This is a genomic window from Alicyclobacillus fastidiosus, assembly GCF_026651875.1.
GTDB lineage: Bacteria > Bacillota > Bacilli > Alicyclobacillales > Alicyclobacillaceae > Alicyclobacillus > Alicyclobacillus fastidiosus.
The window spans coordinates 3245930-3263118 of the sequence record NZ_CP104067.1 but is presented as its reverse complement, the minus strand read 5'-3'; the positions used below and the strand labels follow the sequence as shown (position 1 = coordinate 3263118).

The 17189-nt window shown below is 53.9% G+C and carries 15 protein-coding genes; all 15 read left to right on the top strand.

Annotation, left to right across the window (positions count from 1 at the left end):
- The 15 genes from NZD89_RS30115 to NZD89_RS16095 all read left to right on the top strand — a co-directional run bounded on the left by NZD89_RS30115 (nucleotide 1) and on the right by NZD89_RS16095 (nucleotide 16927).
- Nucleotides 1-459: a hypothetical protein gene (locus tag NZD89_RS30115; protein WP_431308619.1), complete on the top strand. Its 459-nt coding sequence runs from the start codon at nucleotides 1-3 to the stop codon at nucleotides 457-459.
- Complete coding sequence (locus tag NZD89_RS30110) at nucleotides 459-1049, top strand: hypothetical protein (RefSeq protein ID WP_431308618.1); 591 nt, start codon at nucleotides 459-461, stop codon at nucleotides 1047-1049. The genes NZD89_RS30115 and NZD89_RS30110 overlap by 1 nt, the downstream gene beginning before the upstream one ends.
- A gap of 53 nt (nucleotides 1050-1102) precedes the next feature.
- On the top strand, nucleotides 1103-2539 hold the full coding sequence (locus tag NZD89_RS16155) for an aldehyde dehydrogenase family protein (RefSeq protein ID WP_268003830.1): 1437 nt from the start codon (nucleotides 1103-1105) through the stop codon (nucleotides 2537-2539).
- 203 nt (nucleotides 2540-2742) lie between these two features.
- Nucleotides 2743-4173: a purine-cytosine permease family protein gene (locus NZD89_RS16150; RefSeq protein ID WP_268003829.1), complete on the top strand. Its 1431-nt coding sequence runs from the start codon at nucleotides 2743-2745 to the stop codon at nucleotides 4171-4173.
- 229 nt (nucleotides 4174-4402) lie between these two features.
- Nucleotides 4403-5422, top strand: a complete 1020-nt coding sequence (locus NZD89_RS16145; protein ID WP_268003828.1) for a Gfo/Idh/MocA family protein — start codon at nucleotides 4403-4405, stop codon at nucleotides 5420-5422.
- Between the two features lie 50 nt (nucleotides 5423-5472).
- Nucleotides 5473-6852, top strand: a complete 1380-nt coding sequence (locus NZD89_RS16140; protein WP_268003827.1) for a sulfatase family protein — start codon at nucleotides 5473-5475, stop codon at nucleotides 6850-6852.
- A gap of 72 nt (nucleotides 6853-6924) precedes the next feature.
- Nucleotides 6925-7818 (top strand): AraC family transcriptional regulator, encoded by an 894-nt coding sequence (locus NZD89_RS16135; RefSeq protein ID WP_268003826.1) that lies wholly within the window; start codon nucleotides 6925-6927, stop codon nucleotides 7816-7818.
- 14 nt (nucleotides 7819-7832) lie between these two features.
- On the top strand, nucleotides 7833-8684 hold the full coding sequence (locus NZD89_RS16130) for a sugar phosphate isomerase/epimerase family protein (protein ID WP_268003825.1): 852 nt from the start codon (nucleotides 7833-7835) through the stop codon (nucleotides 8682-8684).
- Between the two features lie 155 nt (nucleotides 8685-8839).
- Nucleotides 8840-10228, top strand: coding sequence for an MFS transporter (locus NZD89_RS16125; protein ID WP_268003824.1), 1389 nt, complete (start codon nucleotides 8840-8842; stop codon nucleotides 10226-10228).
- A gap of 34 nt (nucleotides 10229-10262) precedes the next feature.
- Complete coding sequence (locus tag NZD89_RS16120) at nucleotides 10263-11567, top strand: MFS transporter (RefSeq protein WP_268003823.1); 1305 nt, start codon at nucleotides 10263-10265, stop codon at nucleotides 11565-11567.
- Between the two features lie 231 nt (nucleotides 11568-11798).
- On the top strand, nucleotides 11799-13190 hold the full coding sequence (locus NZD89_RS16115; RefSeq protein WP_268003822.1) for a sulfatase family protein: 1392 nt from the start codon (nucleotides 11799-11801) through the stop codon (nucleotides 13188-13190).
- 21 nt (nucleotides 13191-13211) lie between these two features.
- Entirely contained in the window at nucleotides 13212-14054 is an 843-nt protein-coding gene (locus NZD89_RS16110) for a sugar phosphate isomerase/epimerase family protein (RefSeq protein ID WP_268003821.1), read from the top strand.
- A 59-nt stretch (nucleotides 14055-14113) separates the two neighbouring features.
- The gene (locus NZD89_RS16105) at nucleotides 14114-15118 is read left to right on the top strand and encodes a Gfo/Idh/MocA family protein (RefSeq protein ID WP_268003820.1); all 1005 of its coding nucleotides are present in this window, start codon (nucleotides 14114-14116) and stop codon (nucleotides 15116-15118) included.
- A gap of 11 nt (nucleotides 15119-15129) precedes the next feature.
- On the top strand, nucleotides 15130-16533 hold the full coding sequence (locus NZD89_RS16100) for a sulfatase-like hydrolase/transferase (protein ID WP_268003819.1): 1404 nt from the start codon (nucleotides 15130-15132) through the stop codon (nucleotides 16531-16533).
- A gap of 31 nt (nucleotides 16534-16564) precedes the next feature.
- Nucleotides 16565-16927, top strand: a complete 363-nt coding sequence (locus tag NZD89_RS16095) for a sensory rhodopsin transducer (RefSeq protein WP_268003818.1) — start codon at nucleotides 16565-16567, stop codon at nucleotides 16925-16927.
- Nucleotides 16928-17189: the final 262 nt, after the last annotated feature.

Genomic DNA, 17189 nt, shown 5'->3' with positions numbered 1-17189 from the left:
ATGGCGCATAAGTTGGCCTTCATTGGGTTTGGAACGGTCGGTCAGGGCCTCGCGGAGATTTTGCTTAAGAAACAGCACGTCGTGCGTCAGGAGATGGGAGAGGACGTCAAAGTTGTGGCGATATCTGACGCAATCAAGGGCTCTGTCTACAACTCCGACGGGTTGAATCTAGCGCTCATTCTGGACGTGGTGAAGAGAACTGGCAGCTTGGAGGACTATCCTGACGACCGAGGTACAGAAAAGGGCTGGGACAGTCTCAAAACAATAGAGGAGACGAACGCGGACACGATTGTGGAGGTCACCTTCACCAACGTGCGCACGGGACAGCCGGCGATAGACCATTGCCGCGCTGCGTTGGGTGCGGGCAAAAACGTGGTGACATCCAACAAAGGGCCGGCGGCACTGCAGTACGCCTCGCGCAGGAGCGCGGCGCGTACTTTGGCATCGAGGGCACGGTGATGAGCGGGACGCCGACGCTTCGGATGCCGCTATTGACGCTCCCGGGAAACGACATCACAGAGATTCGTGGGATTTTAAATGGGACGACAAATTATATCTTGACGAGTATGGAACGAGGTCTGACCTATCACGAGGCGCTCTCTAGTGCACAGCAGTTGGGTTACGCGGAGGCGGATCCGACAAGTGACATCGAGGGGTACGACGCCATGTACAAGGTGGTCATCTTGGCGAATGTCGTCATGGGCGTCCCGCTTCAACCGCAACACGTGACGTGCAGAGGCATCGCCGACATCACGCCTGGCGACATCCAGCGTGCCACAGCAGAAGGGAAACGATGGAAGCTTGTCTCTCGCCTGGTGAAGCGAGGCACAGACGTGCTCGCCTCGGTCGCACCGGAAATGATCTCCCTCGACGATCCGCTCGCAAGCGTTTCAGGGACGACGAACGCCATCACGTATGACTGTGACCTCATTGGCCCTGTGACCGTCATGGGCGCCGGGGCAGGCCGGACGGAAACGGGATTTTCGCTGCTCAGCGACCTGTTTGACATCGCTCGCCAAGCGAGACAAGCGCAACGGGTATTGGTTTAGCTCGATTGCTTGCGCATTTCCAACCGATTGCATGTCAAAGGAGGACACTGCGTATGACCGTTCAAGTTCTCGGCAGAAAGATGTATATACGCGGGATGTGGGTCGAGCGAGAGAACATGATTGACGTTCGCGACCCGCAGGATGACAGCTTGATCGACTTTGTTCCCGCGGCCACACCGCAGGACGTCGAGGTGGCCATCGAGGCGGCCAAGGATGGGGCGATGCTCGCCGCCTCCATGCGGACGCACCAGCGCATGAACATCTTGCACAAAACGGCCGATTACATTCGATCCCATTGCGAAGAGTACGCCGTCACCATCGCTCGCGAAGGGAGCAAGACGATTCGCGAGGCGCGTCGGGAAGTTGAGCGCTGCATTCAAACACTCGAGCTCAGCGCGGAAGAGGCGCGGCACCTGCAGGGTGAAGTGATTCCGTTTGATCAGTCTCCGGCGGGCGACAAGCGGGTGGGTTACTACTATCGCTTTCCAATCGGGATCGTGGTCGCCATTACGCCGTTCAACGACCCTCTAAATCTCGTCGCCCACAAAGTCGGACCGGCCATTGCCACGGGAAATGCGGTCATCGTCAAGCCATCGATGGAGACACCGCTCAGCGCGTTGATGCTGGCCAAGGCATTTTCGGAGGCCGGGCTACCGCCGAAAGTGCTGTCCGTGATCACTGGACACGCAAATGATATCGGCGATAGGCTCGTGACGCATCCCGCGGTACGGGGAGTGAGTTTCACCGGCGGCCTGGCGACAGGTGAGCGGATCTCCAAGCAAGCTGGATTGAAGAAACTCAGTATGGAGCTTGGATCGAACTCGCCGGTCATCGTCTTAGCCGACGCAGACCTCGACAAGGCCGTGGAGTCGACTGTGCAAGGTGCGTTTGGCGCGGCGGGACAAAATTGTCTGGGCGTCCAACGGGTGTTCATTGAAAAACCCATCTACGACGCGTATGTCGAACGATTTACGAGACGCACCAGGACGCTGGTCGTCGGCGACAAGTTGTCCGAGGAGACGGACATCGGTCCGCTCATCTCGGAAAAAGAGGCCATCCGCGTTGAATCGTGGGTAGATGAAGCGGTGTCCATGGGCGCGGTTATAGAAACGGGCGGGCAACGAGATGGGGCGTTCTATCAACCGACTGTCCTCACGAATGTTCCATTGCACTGTAAGGTCGTGCGAGAGGAAGTATTTGGGCCGGTCGTCTCGCTGTTTTGTGTCTCGGGATTAGAGGAAGCCGTGGACCTGGCAAACAGCGTCGATTACGGACTGCAGGCCGGGATTTTTACACAGAACATACACCTTGCATACTCTGCCATCCAGCGTCTGCAGGTAGGCGGGGTGATGATCAACGACAGCAGTGATTTCCGGGTCGATGCGATGCCGTTTGGCGGTGTCAAAGGATCCGGGATTGGAAGAGAGGGTGTCCAGTTTTCCATCCGGGAATTCTCAGAATTAAAAGTCGTCTGTTTCAACCTCAACTAAGGCATACGACCCTGTCGCTGGGTCATCCATCACAAGGGAAGATCCGATTATCGCCGATCGCGACAACTGCACAGGCGGAATCGGGTCTTTCTCACACGAAAAAGAGACTGAATATTTAACTAATGGAGTGGAAGAAAATGATGTGGAGTCTGTGGATGTGGGGTGTCGCTTTATCAAAACAAACGTGAAAGAAGGAGTTTTATATGGCACAGGACAAAAACTTTCTCCTTGAAACGCGAAGTATTGATTTTATTCCGACGCACTTGCGGCACGGCAAAGCTTCCGACTTGTTCTTCTTCTGGTTTGGTGCAAACGCTCAGATGGCGGTCATCGCGACTGGGCTCATCGCCCTTGTACCTGGTTTTAGTTTGTGGTGGGCAGTCGTAGGTATTGTCATTGGTACAGTCGTCGGCTCTATCTTTATGGCATATCATTCCGCACAAGGGCCGAATTTGGGCGTACCGCAGATGATTCAAAGCCGGGCTCAGTTTGGTTACTATGGGGCTGTGGTTCCACTGATCATGGTGGTGGTGATGTACCTTGGCTTCTACGCCTCTGGTGCGGTCATTGGGGCTGAGGCCATCGCGAAACTATGTCATGTCTCTGTCTCTGTAGGCATTCTCCTCAGCTCGCTGGCCGTGATGCTGCTCGTCCTCGCCGGGTATAATCTGATGCACAAGTTCAACCGCGTGATGTCCTATTTCTTCAGCATCGTTTTCCTCATCGTCACCTGTCTACTTCTATTTGCTCCTAGAGTTTCCGTGGCGTCATCTCCAGCACACCTGGGCGCGACCAGTTTTCAAGTAGGTCCATTTCTGTTGGCTATATCCCTGGCGGTCATCAATACACTGGGGTATGCGCCGTACGTAGCTGATTACTCTCGTTATCTACCCCAGAATACGTCTAACTCCAAGACGTTCTGGTTTTCTTATACAGGTGTCCTCATCTCGAACATCTGGATGATGGTTCTCGGCGCTGTCGTTCAATCGAGAACGCCGAATCCAGATCCGATTACCGGTTTTCTCCTCATCGGGCACACCGTTGGATCGTGGTTCGTCCTCTTCATTTTGCTCGCTTCCGCCCTTGGGATTGTCAGTATCAACGCGCTCAATATCTATGGTGGATTTATGTCATCTCTGACGATTGCCAACACGTTCTTCAACAAGTGGAAACCGACGTTCGCGTTGCGCGTCTGGTTCATTATCCCCATCACCATCGTGGGAACGTATCTTGCCTTTCTGGAGAAAGGGAATCTCCTGGGCAGTTTCGAGGCGTTTCTCGGTCTCCTCATCGATTTTCTCGTACCGTGGACAGCCATTAACCTAAGCGACTATTATTTCTTACGACGAGGAAAGTACGCCATTGACGACTTCTTTAATCCTCACGGGCGCTATGGAAGCGTGAATTGGGTCTCGATGACCGCCTACTTTCTAGGTATTCTGGCTGGTGTCCCGTTTGTCAACACGTCGTTCTACGAAGGTCCCATCGCTAAGATGATGCACGGAGGGGACATCTCGTGGATGGTGGAAGTCGTCGTTGCAGGCATTTTGTATCTACTGTTGTTCCGCAGGTTTCAGGCGGACAAGGAACGGTCTGTAGTTGGCCGGGACTTTAGTGAAGTGCAGACGGGGTAAATGGTCGTCATGAGGAGGTTTTGGGTGAGCGGATGATAGGGTGTCCCGTCAGCGCATGCAGCGCGCTCGGGACACCTTCGTTCTTGGCACGCATACGGCCCCTGTCTAAATCCAACATGCGGATGGCGTGAACGACCATGACGTATGCAGGCAAATCACCGAAACTATTCGTAAGCGCTTCCATATGAGGCTGGAGTAACGGTTAACGAGGTAAGTAGGAGGATGGAAGATGACGTTGAATGTCGGCGTGGTCGGTGTCGGGAATATCGGAAGCATTCATGCAAAGGTGTATGACGAGCATCCAGGGACGCGATTGGTGGCGGTTTGCGACATTGACCGTGCGAAAGCGGATTTGGCCGCCGAGAAATACGGCGCCACGGCGTTTTATAGTGTGGAGCAGATGCTCGGTTCCGGCATCCAACTGGATGCTTGTAGTGTGGCCACCAAAGGCGAGGAAAATGGCGGTGAGCACTTTGCTCCAACGATGGCGTTACTTGCGGCTGGAATTCCAGTACTCGGGGAAAAGCCGATCTCGAATCAGATTGGCGAAGCGACACAAATGGTCGAGCTGGCACGGCAAAGACAAATTCCTTACGGCGTGAATTTGAACCATCGCTTTACGCCAGCGGCGAAGTTGGCAAAGGAATGGATTGAAGAGGGGCGCCTAGGGACGTTACACATGATCAATATGCGCATGTGGATCAACAATCCAATCGAGTCTTCCCCGTGGTTTCACCTCCGTGCGCTACATCCCCATTCGTTTGACGTCATGCGGTACTTCTGTGGTGATGTCACAAGAGTAGCTGCATTCATGATGAAGGGGGAGGGGCGTACCATCTGGTCGAACACCCAGATTCTTTTACAGTTCGAGAATGGCGTCATCGGCAATTTGACCGGCAGCTATGACGCGGGTCCGAGTTACGGGTTGGAAAGATGTGAGGTGGTTGGCTCAAAAGGGCGATTTGTCCTGGAGGATGCCTGCGAACATTTGACGTTCTCCCCGCGCGATAGCATCGCGGCTGAGACGTACCACTATCTGGGTGGCATGAGGGAGTTCAGCGAAACGTTCGCGAGCCGCATTGGGGCGTGGATCGACCAACTTTCGGCAGGGGTGCCCTACGACCAGGTAGACGGTTCCGGGCAGGATGCGTTGGAGGCTCAGTGCATCATTGAAGGGGCCATTGAGTCGTGGAAGTCCGAGCGCATCGTCGAGTTGAGTGAGCTGCGCGACAAAGCGGCTATAAGGTGACTACGCACTATCTCTAGTCTTGCAATCAGAAGTTCGGAGGGACGATTGCCATGAAGAAAAAACCAAATGTGTTGCTCTTGGGGATCGATAGTTTGCGTCGAGATCACATGAGTCTCTATGGGTATCCTCGCTTGACGACGCCGCATATCGATAAGTTCGCGCAAAGTGGTACGGTGTTTGAACAGCATTTCAGCCCAAATATACCGACGACGCCAGGTTATGCGTCGATGCTGACGGGAATGGACTGCTTTGGGACCGATGTGGTCGCGCTGCGGCATCAAGGGGAACTGGGACAGCACGTTCAAACTCTGGCCGAAGTGCTGTCTGACGAGGGATACAACACGACGTGTGTAGGCTTTAGCGGCAATCCATCCGCGCGCGGTTTTCAGAATTATTTGGACTTTGATGGGTGGGCGCCTGAACAAAACGGTCGCAGTCCGAAGGCTGAGCGCCTTAATCAGGTCGCTATCCCTGAGTTAAAGCGTTTGGCTGCACAAGATCAGCCGTTCTTCCTCTTTGTTCGTCACATGGACCCGCATTCGCCGTATTTGCCGCCTGGCCCTTTTGAACGTATGTTTTACGACGGGGACGAGTGCGCGCCAGACAATACCTCACTGCGTGACGTCTACGCGTTCAAGCCGTTTGCGGACTTTTTCCGCTCGTGGTTCCCAACCGGGTGCACAGACAAAGCGTACATCAATGCACAGTATGACGGCGCTATCGCGTATATGGATGCCTGCATTCAAAATATCTTTGAGTGTGTGGATAGTTTGGGTATAACGGACGAAACGATTGTGATTGTCACGTCCGATCACGGCGAGACACTGGACGAACACGATTGTTACTACGATCACCACGGATTGTACGAGTGCACACTGGTCGTTCCACTGATTCTGCGATATCCGGGACGCGTCCCAGCTGGCAAGCGCTATTCCGGTACGACGTTAATTCGCGACATTATGCCGACCATCCTCGACTTAGCGGGGATTCGAACGAAAATTTCGTTTGATGGGCGCAGTCTGGAACCGGTTCTCGCAGGTGGTGAACGGACGCCGGAGCCGGAATTTTATATCACAGAATGTACGTGGATGCGAAAGCATGGCTGGCGGACGCCGGAATGGAAACTGATTCGGGCATTGGAGCCGGACTTCCATTTCAAGGACGAAGTCGAGCTCTATCATCTCACAGAAGATCCGCTGGAAACGAACAATGTGGCTGACGTGAGACCGGACGTTGTCGAGGCGCTGACGGTTCGAATGAACGACTTCATCGCACGTCGGGAGCAAGAGACCGGTCGCACGAACCCAATGTATACGAATTTAAATTGGCATGGCTTAGACACGGGTCCCTTCAAGACGTCTGTGCAAGCGTACGACGCACTCCACATTGGGTCGATTCGGCACGCCGTGTCGTTGCAGTCGAAGGACTAGTGGAGCAAACCGGGCAGGATCTACCGCCACTTGTTATGTCGATATGCCAATAAAGGGGATGGAGGTTCGCGTTTGCAACTCTGTAGCGAGAGCTTCATGAAGGAAAAGTTTCCGTTTTGTATCATGTCGATGGTCCATGACGCCGATCACATCCCCGGCGTTCACGGACACGACTTCATTGAACTGGTGTATGTCGTGAGCGGTCAGGCACGGCACATGTTTCAGCACGAGTCGTATCAACTTAGCGCGGGTGACGTGTTCATCATCAACCCGGGAGAAGTGCACAATTACAGCGTTGACCCCGGCCATGAGCTGGAGATTATCAACTGTTTATTTCTTCCTCACCTGATCAAGGATTCGTTACTGAGCGAACTGGAAATCTCGCACTCAATGGACTACTTTTACGTGCACCCGTTCCTCAATACGAACGATCGCTTCCATCATCGTCTCAATTTAGCTGGCGATGAGGCGGTACGGGTATTGAGCATTCTTCAGAACATGATGTATGAAATGGACGCGAAGCAAACGGGCTACCCGACCTTGATTCGCATGCAGATGGTCGAACTATTAGTCATTTTATCCCGCTACTACCAGCTCTCCCGCGAGCAAAAGACCCTTTGCCACGCGCGCGAGAACGCGCTCATCGCCGCACGCATCTGCGGCTATCTGGAACGCCATTACGACCAGAAAATCACTTTGAACCAACTTTCGGACCTGTTTCATATCAGCACGCGCCAACTGAACAGGGTATTTAAACAGGAAACCGGTATGAGCGTGATCGAAAAAGTCCATCAAATTCGACTGACGCGGGCCAAGGCGCTGTTGTCGGAAACGACGGAAAAGGTCATTTCCATAGCTGCGTTGGTGGGGTATGAAGACCCGGCCTTCTTCAGTCGGCTATTCAGCCGACACATCGGGTGCTCGCCGAGCCATTATCGGTCGCGAATCAGCAGTCAGCCATCATGAAAGGATGAGTGTCGATGGATGTGGGGGTTGTGACCCGCAGCTTTCCGGAACTGACCAACGCACAAGCGGCTGAACTCATCGCCAGTGAGGGGTTTCGCTGGATTGAGTTGTGCTTTTCGCAGACGGATTCGAATTACTGGGTATACAACGGCCGCTCGGACCTAACCGGACTATCAGACGCGAAGAGCAGAGCCATCGTCTCGGAGTATCGGAATCGTGGGTTAGAAATTCCATCGCTTGGGGTATTCACGAATCTCTTGGAGCCAGATGACGCGCAGTGGAAAGAAAATCTCGCCTACTTTGATCGGCTTATGGAGATCGCCGCGACGAACGGGATTCCGGTGGTTGCGACCGAATGCGGATTCATCCCTGGCCAGCGGGGGATCAACGCAGATGCGTTTGAGAGTCGGTTCGAGCGATTGTGTAGTGCCTTACATTGGCTGACAGAGCGCGCCAGCCAATACCATCTCGACGTCGCCCTCGAAGCTTGTGTGTTAGATGTGGTACCGAGTGCAAAGCGAGCGGCAGACGTGATTCAACAAGTCGGGTCAGAGCACTTAAAGGTCCTGTTAGACCCCGCGAACTTCATCGCCAACAACACGGAGGAAGAGATGTTTGCCCACCTATCACAATATGTCGCATACTTTCACGGCAAGGATAGGGAAGTGAACGCTGCAAAGGGATGTGCTGTCGGGGATGGGCACATCAACTGGCCGAAGTTTATCGAGTTGTATCAGAAGCGTACGCCGGGTGTCCCGTTTATTTTGGAGTATGTCACACGGGACAATTTTTGTGAAATTCGAGATCGCGTGTTGGCTATCGACCGAGAAGTCGCTACGCTCATGCATCGCGAAACTGCATTTTAATCGTCATCGCCCACTCGAAAACGCTTGCAATTCGTCGCGTAGATTCGGGGATTACGGAGGGAGATTTCAAGCGCGTAATCGCTCTGCTGTATCCTCACAAGCCGCTCTTTGATGCGGAATGCGGTCGACTCATTCAAGGAATAGAGGTGTTGTGAATGGCGGCTTCTGGGACAGTTGAACATGCCACAGAATTGGGACCGTCAAAGTCGCAGTGGAAATGGACCTTCTTATCGTCGATGGCCAATTATATTGACGCAGGATCGATTGTGGCGGGGGCGTCTGGTCTCAGTCTATGGCAAACCTTCTTTCATATGAGCAACTCATTCGTCGGCATTTTAGCGGCGTTTAGTTCGAATGCCATATCAGCTGGCGTGGGTGCGCTGATTGGTGGGAGAATCTGCGACCTGTTCGGCCGAAAACGAATCTATTCCTGGGACCTGCTGGTCTACGCGTTCGGAATTCTCTGGATCATCTTTGCGATGAACGCGTGGATGCTCGTGGTCGGGTATGTCATCGTGGGGCTCGCCGTGGGTGCGGACGTGCCGGCGTCGTGGACGATTATTGCCGAAATCGCACCGAGTAAATCGCGCGGTAAAATGAGTGGCATGGCGCAAGCGCTGTGGAATACCGGGCCGATTGTGTGTCTGCTCCTCGCATTCGCATTCTCTCACCTTGGCGTACTTGGGACTCGACTCGTCTTTGCTCACTTGTTTATCTTGGCGATGGTCACCTGGTTCATGCGCCGGGGAATGGTGGAATCTGCCCGTTGGAAGTCGGCTGTGGAACAAAAGGACAAGAAGGTCCACAGTGGGTCCGGGGCCTCTGCCCGAAAGCAGGAGAATGCCGCTCAATCGGCTCCGTCTTCGGCAGGGTTCCAAGCCTTTCTGAGAAAACCACACTTTGGCGCCATCGTATTTTGTATCGGTATGTATGGGATTTGGAATCTGAATGCGGGGACGAATGGATTCTTTTTCCCGTACATTCTCAGAACAGTCGGTGCGGAGAGTCAATCGACCAGTGTGCTGATGCAGTGTTTAGGATTCTTCCTCGGGCTTCTCAGTACCTTGTTCATCTTTATGCCCTTCAGTGACCGAGTCAATCGGCGGTTGTTCTTCGGAATCAGCGCCTTGATGCAGGTGGTGGCCATGGTTCTCTTCGCCGTCTTTCCCCTGACGATGGGCGTGGCGCTCGCATACCTGCTGTTGGGCAACATCTGTGGGGGATTTGGTCAACAGGCCTTCTTTCAACTGTGGTCCGCAGAATTGTTCCCGACCAGGCTGCGAAGTACAGCCCAAGGTATCGCCTTTGCGGTGGTTCGGATTGGGCTTGGAATTTGGAGCTTTTTCGTTCCCATCTTGACGGCGACCGGATTTCACAAACTCGCCTGGATTTTAACCGGGTTTCTCTTTATCAGTGGACTGATTGGCGTCATCTGGACGCCTAAAACCAAAGGCAAGTCACTGGAGGAGATCGAAGCCGAACGCATCAATCGCCCATTCACAGTATCCACCGTGTCAGAGTCGCCGAACTATCCACAGTCCTGAGTGACCAGCCGCGGATGTATGAGGACGTGATCAGATGAACTCGGATGCAAGTGTCCGAACAGCTCAGTGGAAGTGGACGTTTTTGGCATCGATGGCCAATTACATCGATGCTGGATCGATTGTTGCGGGGGCCGCAGGCCTCAGTCTCTGGCAGGCGTATTTTCACATGTCCAACACGTGGGTCGGTCTCCTCGCAGCGTTCAGCTCGAACGGGATATCGGCAGGTGTCGGCGCATTACTAGGCGGACGAATTTGTGATCTGTTCGGGCGGAAGCGAATTTACTCGTGGGATCTGCTGGTGTACGCGTTTGGGCTGTTGTGGATCATCTTTGCGGCAGCTCCGTGGATGTTGGTCGTCGGGTACGTGATTGTGGGGCTAGCCGTGGGGGCGGATATCCCAGCTTCTTGGACGATCATCGCAGAGTTGGCCCCCAGTGGGTCTCGCGGTAAACACAGCGGCATGGCCATCATCCTCTGGAACACCGGGCCAATTGTCTGTCTGTTGATGGCGTTTGCGCTCTCATCGCTTGGTGTCCTCGGCACCCGCCTGGTGTTTATCCAACTGTTTGTCGTCGCCATCATCACGTGGATGATGCGTCGGGGAATGGTCGAATCATCGCGATGGAAGGCGGCCACTGTGCAAGAGCACACGCTGACTCGTCGGAGTGAACACCGCTCCCGGTATGGTTTTCGATCCTTCTTCAAACGCCCTCATTTCGGCGCAATCGTTTTTTGTATTGGATTCTTCGGCATCTGGAACTTGGAAGCGGGGACGAATGGGTTCTTCTTTCCATATATCCTGAGAACGGTAGGTTCGCAGACTCAGTCGACCAGTGTACTCATGCAGTCATTTGGGTTCTTGTTAGGCCTTGTCAGCACGGCATGTTTCTTTATGCCGCTCAATGACCGGGTCAATCGCCGGTGGCTGTTCGCCCTCGGCGGTGCGCTGCAAATCGTAGGCATGATGTTGTTTGCGGTCTTCCCATTGACCATGCTTGTCGCATTCGGGTACGTACTGCTGGGTAATATCGGCGGCGGCGTCGGCCAACGCCCGTTTTTCCAAGTCTGGTCTGCGGAACTGTTTCCAACCAGACTGCGCAGCACCGCACAGGGGCTCGCATACGGAATTGTGCGTGTGGGCGTCGGACTGTGGAGTTTCTTCGTACCCGTCTTAACGGCTACAGGATTTCACGTCCTGGCATGGATGCTCACTGGCTTCTTATTTGTCAGTGCCTGTATTGGCGTGATCTGGGCACCCAATACCAAAGGGAAATCCCTTGAGGAGATTGCCGTCGAACGCGGATATGACACCGATTTCCACATCGGTCACCCATCGTAAAGGGTGACCTCTGACACGTCACTCTCGGCACAGGTGACGCACATGGCGATGGCGCTATGCGTCGTCGCCCAACACAGTCTGCGTCCTTATCCAACATGTTTGTGGCTGAATCGGCCATGATTTATCTCGAGAAAACCCTGAAACTATCAGTAAGCGCTTGCAATTTGAGTAGATCAATCGCCAGCAAACGGCGTCACGGGAACGCGCAGTGTTGCAAGGGGGGAGATCAGGGTGGGCCAACAGCCAAATCTCTTGATTGTCGTAGTCGACCAACAGCGGTATGACTGCATTGGCTTTGCCGGGGGCTATCCGGTGAGGACCCCGAATATTGACAAGTTGGCCCGAGGAGGGGTTTGGTTTACCCGCGCGTTTAGCCACATTCCACTTTGTAGCCCTGCCCGACAATCGTTTATCAACGGCAGGAGACCCGAGACGTTTGGCGCCTTGTGGAACTACGACAATGGACTCAAGGTGTCGGCTCTCCATCCGGAATCCTATGCCTGGCCAAGGGAGTTGCAGAAGTCTGGATACCAAACGGGGTATGTCGGAAAATGGAATGTCCATCCATCGTTCGATCCTACCGCGTATGGCTATGACCACTGTGTGAGTGACCGATCTTATCTCGTGTTTCAAGCGGAAAAGTATCCGGAAGTTCACTTTTCAAAAGGCTTTTTCGGCGAGCGAAACCCGATTCCACTGGGCGATTCACAGACGCATTGGCTGGCGTCCAAAGCCATTCACCTGATGGAGGAGTATTCACAGAACGGTCGCCCGTGGCACGTTCGTGTCGATTTCCCGGAACCGCATCTGCCTTGTCGCCCGTCTGCACCCTTTTCCGGTCTGTATGCGCCGAACGCTGTACCGGTTTGGCACAATTTCCAGGAGACATTTGAACAAAAGCCATACATCCAACGACAGCAGCTCCTGAACTGGGGGATAGAGGATTTCACGTGGGATGACTGGGCGCCAATTGTGTCGAGATATTACGGCATGGTGAGCCAGGTGGACGACGCGATTGGAGTCATGCTGAACGCCCTGGAGCAGTTGGGGGTCGCCGAGGATACCATCGTGATCTTTACGGCAGATCACGGCGACTTGTGCGGGGCACACAAAATGATGGATAAACACTACGTGCTCTACGACGACGTCGTTCGAGTACCGCTTGTCGTCAGGTGGTCCACCAAAATTGACCCTGGCCAGACATGCGACCCATTCGTCTACAACCTACTTGACTTACCGCCGACGATTTGTGACCTGTTGGGACTGGAAAAGCACGATGCATTACAGGGGCGTTCTTTGTTTCCGCTTCTATTCAGTCAGTCGGTTTCCAACTGGCGAGACCACGTCGTGTCGACATACAACGGTCAGCAATTTGGCCTGTACACGCAGCGAATGTTGCGCACCACTCGCTACAAATACGTTTGGAATACCACCGACGTCGACGAATTTTACGATCTAGCGAAGGATCCAGATGAACTTGTGAATGCCATCTACGAACCTGAGTACCAGGCCGTGATCGAAAGGTATCGGCGACAACTGTACGATGAATTGCTCACGAGCGGAGATGGACTTGTAAATAACCCTTGGATGAAACGACAGTTGCTCTACGGTCGAAAGTTATAAGGAGCTCGAGGAGGCGTGGACATGTTGAAACTCGGTGTGAACACGGTTTTATTTGGTGGGTACGACTTGCGCACCGCGGCAAAATACATCCATTTTACGGGGTACCAAGGCATTGAGTTGTCTTCGATTGTCGGCATGGCCGAGCATCTCACAGACACCGCTTCGGTGGCGGAGTTGAAGGAAATTCGGACGATTGTCGACGCGAACGGGTTGGAACTGTACGCCATTGAAGCGGCGACAGATATCTTGGTTGAGGCCAATCGGGAAAGGTCGAAGCGAATATTTGAACGCGCGGAACGTCTCGGCGTTCCGATTGTGACGATTGGCAGCAGTGGCGTCTCGGACGACGAGGAGAAGACAGAGGCCTCTATCCGGGCTATCGAAGAACTGGCCCAGGCCGCAGGCGATTGTGGCATCAAATTCGCCCTCAAAATCCACTATGGACAAAGTATTTACAACACCCGTACAGCGCTTCGTCTGATGGAAGAAGTACAGCACCCGGCACTCGGGCTAAACTATGACGCCACACATGTGGGGCGCGTCGGTGATGATCCCGTCGAGGCGATTGAAGCGCTCAAAGATCACATCATCCACATGCATATTCGCGACACCTTGATTGAGCAACTTAAAATTGCAGCCCCTCCACTTCAAACGGCAGGTAGAGGCACGACGCCGTTGCCTGAAATCGTCCGCAAGACGGTGGAAATCGGGTACGACGGAGCTATAGATCTCGAGATTATCGGTGCCAACAGCATGGAGTTGCCTGAAGTTGTCGCCATCGCAGCGGAAAGCCACGGGTACCTGAGCAGATTGTTTGAGGAGTCGCGGCTCAAAGAGACGACCGGGGCTTCGGTGGGGCGGTAGCGCTCTACACCCTGTAAACGATGAATGTTTAGGATCGTTTTGATGCGGAGGGTGGACGTATGGTTCGAGTAGCCGTAGTCGGCGTGAACAATATCGGAAGGCGACATTGTGCCATCTACGACCAGTGTCCAGACACCGAGTTGGCGGCCGTGTGCGACCTCGTGGAGACTCGGGTCGCACAGGCAGCGGCCGAATTTCGGACGAAAGCTTACACAGATTTGCGTACGCTGCTTCGCGAGGAAGACGTCGACGTGGTGAGTATCGCGACAAGTGGCGTAGAGGGCGGAAGTCATCACTATGCACCAGCCATGCTGGCCATCGAGGCAGGCAAGGACGTACTCGTGGAAAAACCTTTATCCAACGACCTCGTGGAAGCGCGGACAATGGTCCAATGCGCACGGGAGAAAGGTGTACGACTGGCGTGTGACTTGAACCACCGGTTTGTACCAGCAGCATACAAGGGGAAGGAATTGATCGACAAGGGACAACTTGGGGACCTTCTGTTTGTGAACATGAGACTCACGATTCGCAATCCGAACGAATCCAGTCCCTGGTTTCATATGCGGGCGCTACACGCGCACTCGATCGACGTCATGCGCTACTTTGGCGGGGATATCGCCCGCGTTCAGGCGTTCATGGTGAAGGCGCCTGGACGCAGCGTCTGGTCGACGTGTTCCGTCAACATGCAATTTGCCTCGGGGGCGGTTGGTCATCTAACAGGTAGTTACGACATGTCCATGCGCCACCCAATCGAATTTTGTGAAGTCGCGGGCAATCGGGGACGATTCGTCATCGACAACGTCTACGAGAATTTTTCCTTTTATCGACACGACCAGGATGAATTATTAGTGCAGAGAAACCCGCTGTTCGGGGGAATTGGCAACTTTCACGACACGATGGCAAATCGAATCCACCACTTTATCCACCAGATTCAGGCGAATGTGTCGCCGGATCGAATTGAGGGTTCAGGGAAAGACGCACTCGCCGCCCAAGCGGTGATCGAGGCGGCCATCCAATCGCATTTGCAAAATGGGGCAGTCGTAGAAGTGAAGGATGGGCCTTAGGGGGGATTTCTGTGAAGATCGTTTTCGTCTCGTTGGACACCCTGCGGGCGGATAGGCTCGGCTGTTACGGATACGCTTTGCCGACGAGTCCGCATTTAGATCAGATAGCAGAGGAGGGCGTCCTGTTCGAGCAGGCGTTTGCCGCAGATATCCCCACAGAGGTCGCGCACACCGGGATTTTCACGGGCAAGGTCGGATTGCGCACTGGCGTCGTATCCCACGGCTCCCCCCTGAGTCAACTGCCGAAACACGTGGAATGGCTGCCCGAAATCTTGCGAAAGGCGGGATTTGTGACTGGGGCGGTGGATAATCTGTATCAACTGAAAGAGTGGTTTGCTCGAGGATATCGCTACTATATCAACTCGGTGGGTCGAGAGAGGTGGATTGACGGGCGAACTGTGAACGATCTCGCAATACCATGGATTCGCGAGCACAAGGACGAAGACTTCTTCCTATTCCTGCACTATTGGGACTGCCATACACCCTATCTGCCCCCGCTGGACTACGTTCGTTCGTTCTACGACGAGCACAAAAATCCCTATGACTCAACGAATCAAAGTATGAAGCGCGCGTACAATCATCCTGCGTATCCTTTCTTCAAGCACCATCACTACAGTTTGCTGGGCGAAGTGGCGGATGCCACCTACGTCAATGCCCTGTATGATGCAGAAGTCCGCTATCTGGACGACCGCCTCCGGGAACTCGATGAATGTCTTCGCGAGCAAGGGGTCTATGACGATACGCTGCTGATTCTCTTTGGCGATCACGGCGAGAGTCTAACCGAACACGACATCTATTGGGATCACTGTGGACTGTACGACTCGACGGTTCATGTCCCGATGATCCTGCGTTGGCCGAATCGAATCCCGCCTCGTAGGAGAGTCAGCGGGCTTGTGCAGCAGGTTGACCTGATGCCGACTGTGCTCGAGGCTCTTTGCTTGAACCCGCCGCGCCATCTCGACGGCAAGAGTCTATGGCCGGCGATTGACGGACTGTGTGAGCAGACACACGCGAGAATTTACCTGAGTGAGTGTGCGTGGCAGGCGAGTCGAGGTGTCCGGACCAGCGACTACAAATTCATCCAGACGATCGATTCCGGTCCGTTCGTTCGACCGCCGTGTGAGTTGTACGACTTGCGGTCGGACCCAAACGAAACGAACAACTTAGTTGACTTGCTGCCTGAAAAGGTACTCGCGATGGCACAATTGTTGAACGATTGGGTCACGCACACCTTGGACGGTCGGGAGGACCCGATGAACGACGTACTTCGCCGTCAGGGACTGCCCTTTCGCAGAAGAATCGAGCAGATATTGTGTCAAGTCGGTCTCACGTGGAACGATTGGCTCAAAGATCCTTCTAAGCGGCGGTTCGACGAACTGTACGAGATGCATGTTCCGAGTGGTGTTGGAACATAGACTAGTCATGTGAGCGTGGAGGTGCCGCACGATGATGGGAAAAACAACTTGGGTGATCCCAGATGGCTTTCTGCCAACGAAGAGCCTCGGTGAACAGCCGAGCCACGAAGCCGTATGTGTGCTCAATCTGACCGATGAACATGCGACGATTAACATGACGTTTTACTTTGAAGACAAAGAGCCGCTTACAGGATTTCAGGCCAGCTGTGGGGCGCTTAGGACCCACCATATTCGCCTTGACAAGCTTCGGAGTCATTCGGGTGAAGAGGTGCCCAGAGGAGTTCCTTACGCCATCAAAGTGGAGAGCAGTGTTCCGGTCGTGGTACAGCATAGTCGGCTGGATTCGTCGCAGGAGGCACTCGCATTGTTTACGACGATGGCCTACTCCGGGTGATGGAAGGGGGCGTTCCCCTTCCCGAGATTGGCGCGCGCACCCGAACCTTGCGATTGAAAAATACTTCGTTCTATCCCCCTTTGCACGCCTGCCTTGCAAGCGAACGTTGCAATCACCTCTCGACTTGTTTCTCTAGAGAAGTTCACACACATTCACCCATTTCCAAGCGTCATCAAAAAATAGAAAATTTCGATGGTTGTTCCCTATTGGGAACGAATATAGTTTACAATTAAGAACAAATCCTTAAAAGGGACGAGTATTC

Coding starts and splice junctions, on each gene's coding strand:
- NZD89_RS30115 (WP_431308619.1), top strand. CDS start 1: ATGGCGCATAAGTTGGCCTTCATTGGGTTTGGAACGGTCGGTCAGGGC.
- NZD89_RS30110 (WP_431308618.1), top strand. CDS start 459: ATGAGCGGGACGCCGACGCTTCGGATGCCGCTATTGACGCTCCCGGGA.
- NZD89_RS16155 (WP_268003830.1), top strand. CDS start 1,103: ATGACCGTTCAAGTTCTCGGCAGAAAGATGTATATACGCGGGATGTGG.
- NZD89_RS16150 (WP_268003829.1), top strand. CDS start 2,743: ATGGCACAGGACAAAAACTTTCTCCTTGAAACGCGAAGTATTGATTTT.
- NZD89_RS16145 (WP_268003828.1), top strand. CDS start 4,403: ATGACGTTGAATGTCGGCGTGGTCGGTGTCGGGAATATCGGAAGCATT.
- NZD89_RS16140 (WP_268003827.1), top strand. CDS start 5,473: ATGAAGAAAAAACCAAATGTGTTGCTCTTGGGGATCGATAGTTTGCGT.
- NZD89_RS16130 (WP_268003825.1), top strand. CDS start 7,833: ATGGATGTGGGGGTTGTGACCCGCAGCTTTCCGGAACTGACCAACGCA.
- NZD89_RS16125 (WP_268003824.1), top strand. CDS start 8,840: ATGGCGGCTTCTGGGACAGTTGAACATGCCACAGAATTGGGACCGTCA.
- NZD89_RS16120 (WP_268003823.1), top strand. CDS start 10,263: ATGAACTCGGATGCAAGTGTCCGAACAGCTCAGTGGAAGTGGACGTTT.
- NZD89_RS16110 (WP_268003821.1), top strand. CDS start 13,212: ATGTTGAAACTCGGTGTGAACACGGTTTTATTTGGTGGGTACGACTTG.
- NZD89_RS16105 (WP_268003820.1), top strand. CDS start 14,114: ATGGTTCGAGTAGCCGTAGTCGGCGTGAACAATATCGGAAGGCGACAT.
- NZD89_RS16095 (WP_268003818.1), top strand. CDS start 16,565: ATGATGGGAAAAACAACTTGGGTGATCCCAGATGGCTTTCTGCCAACG.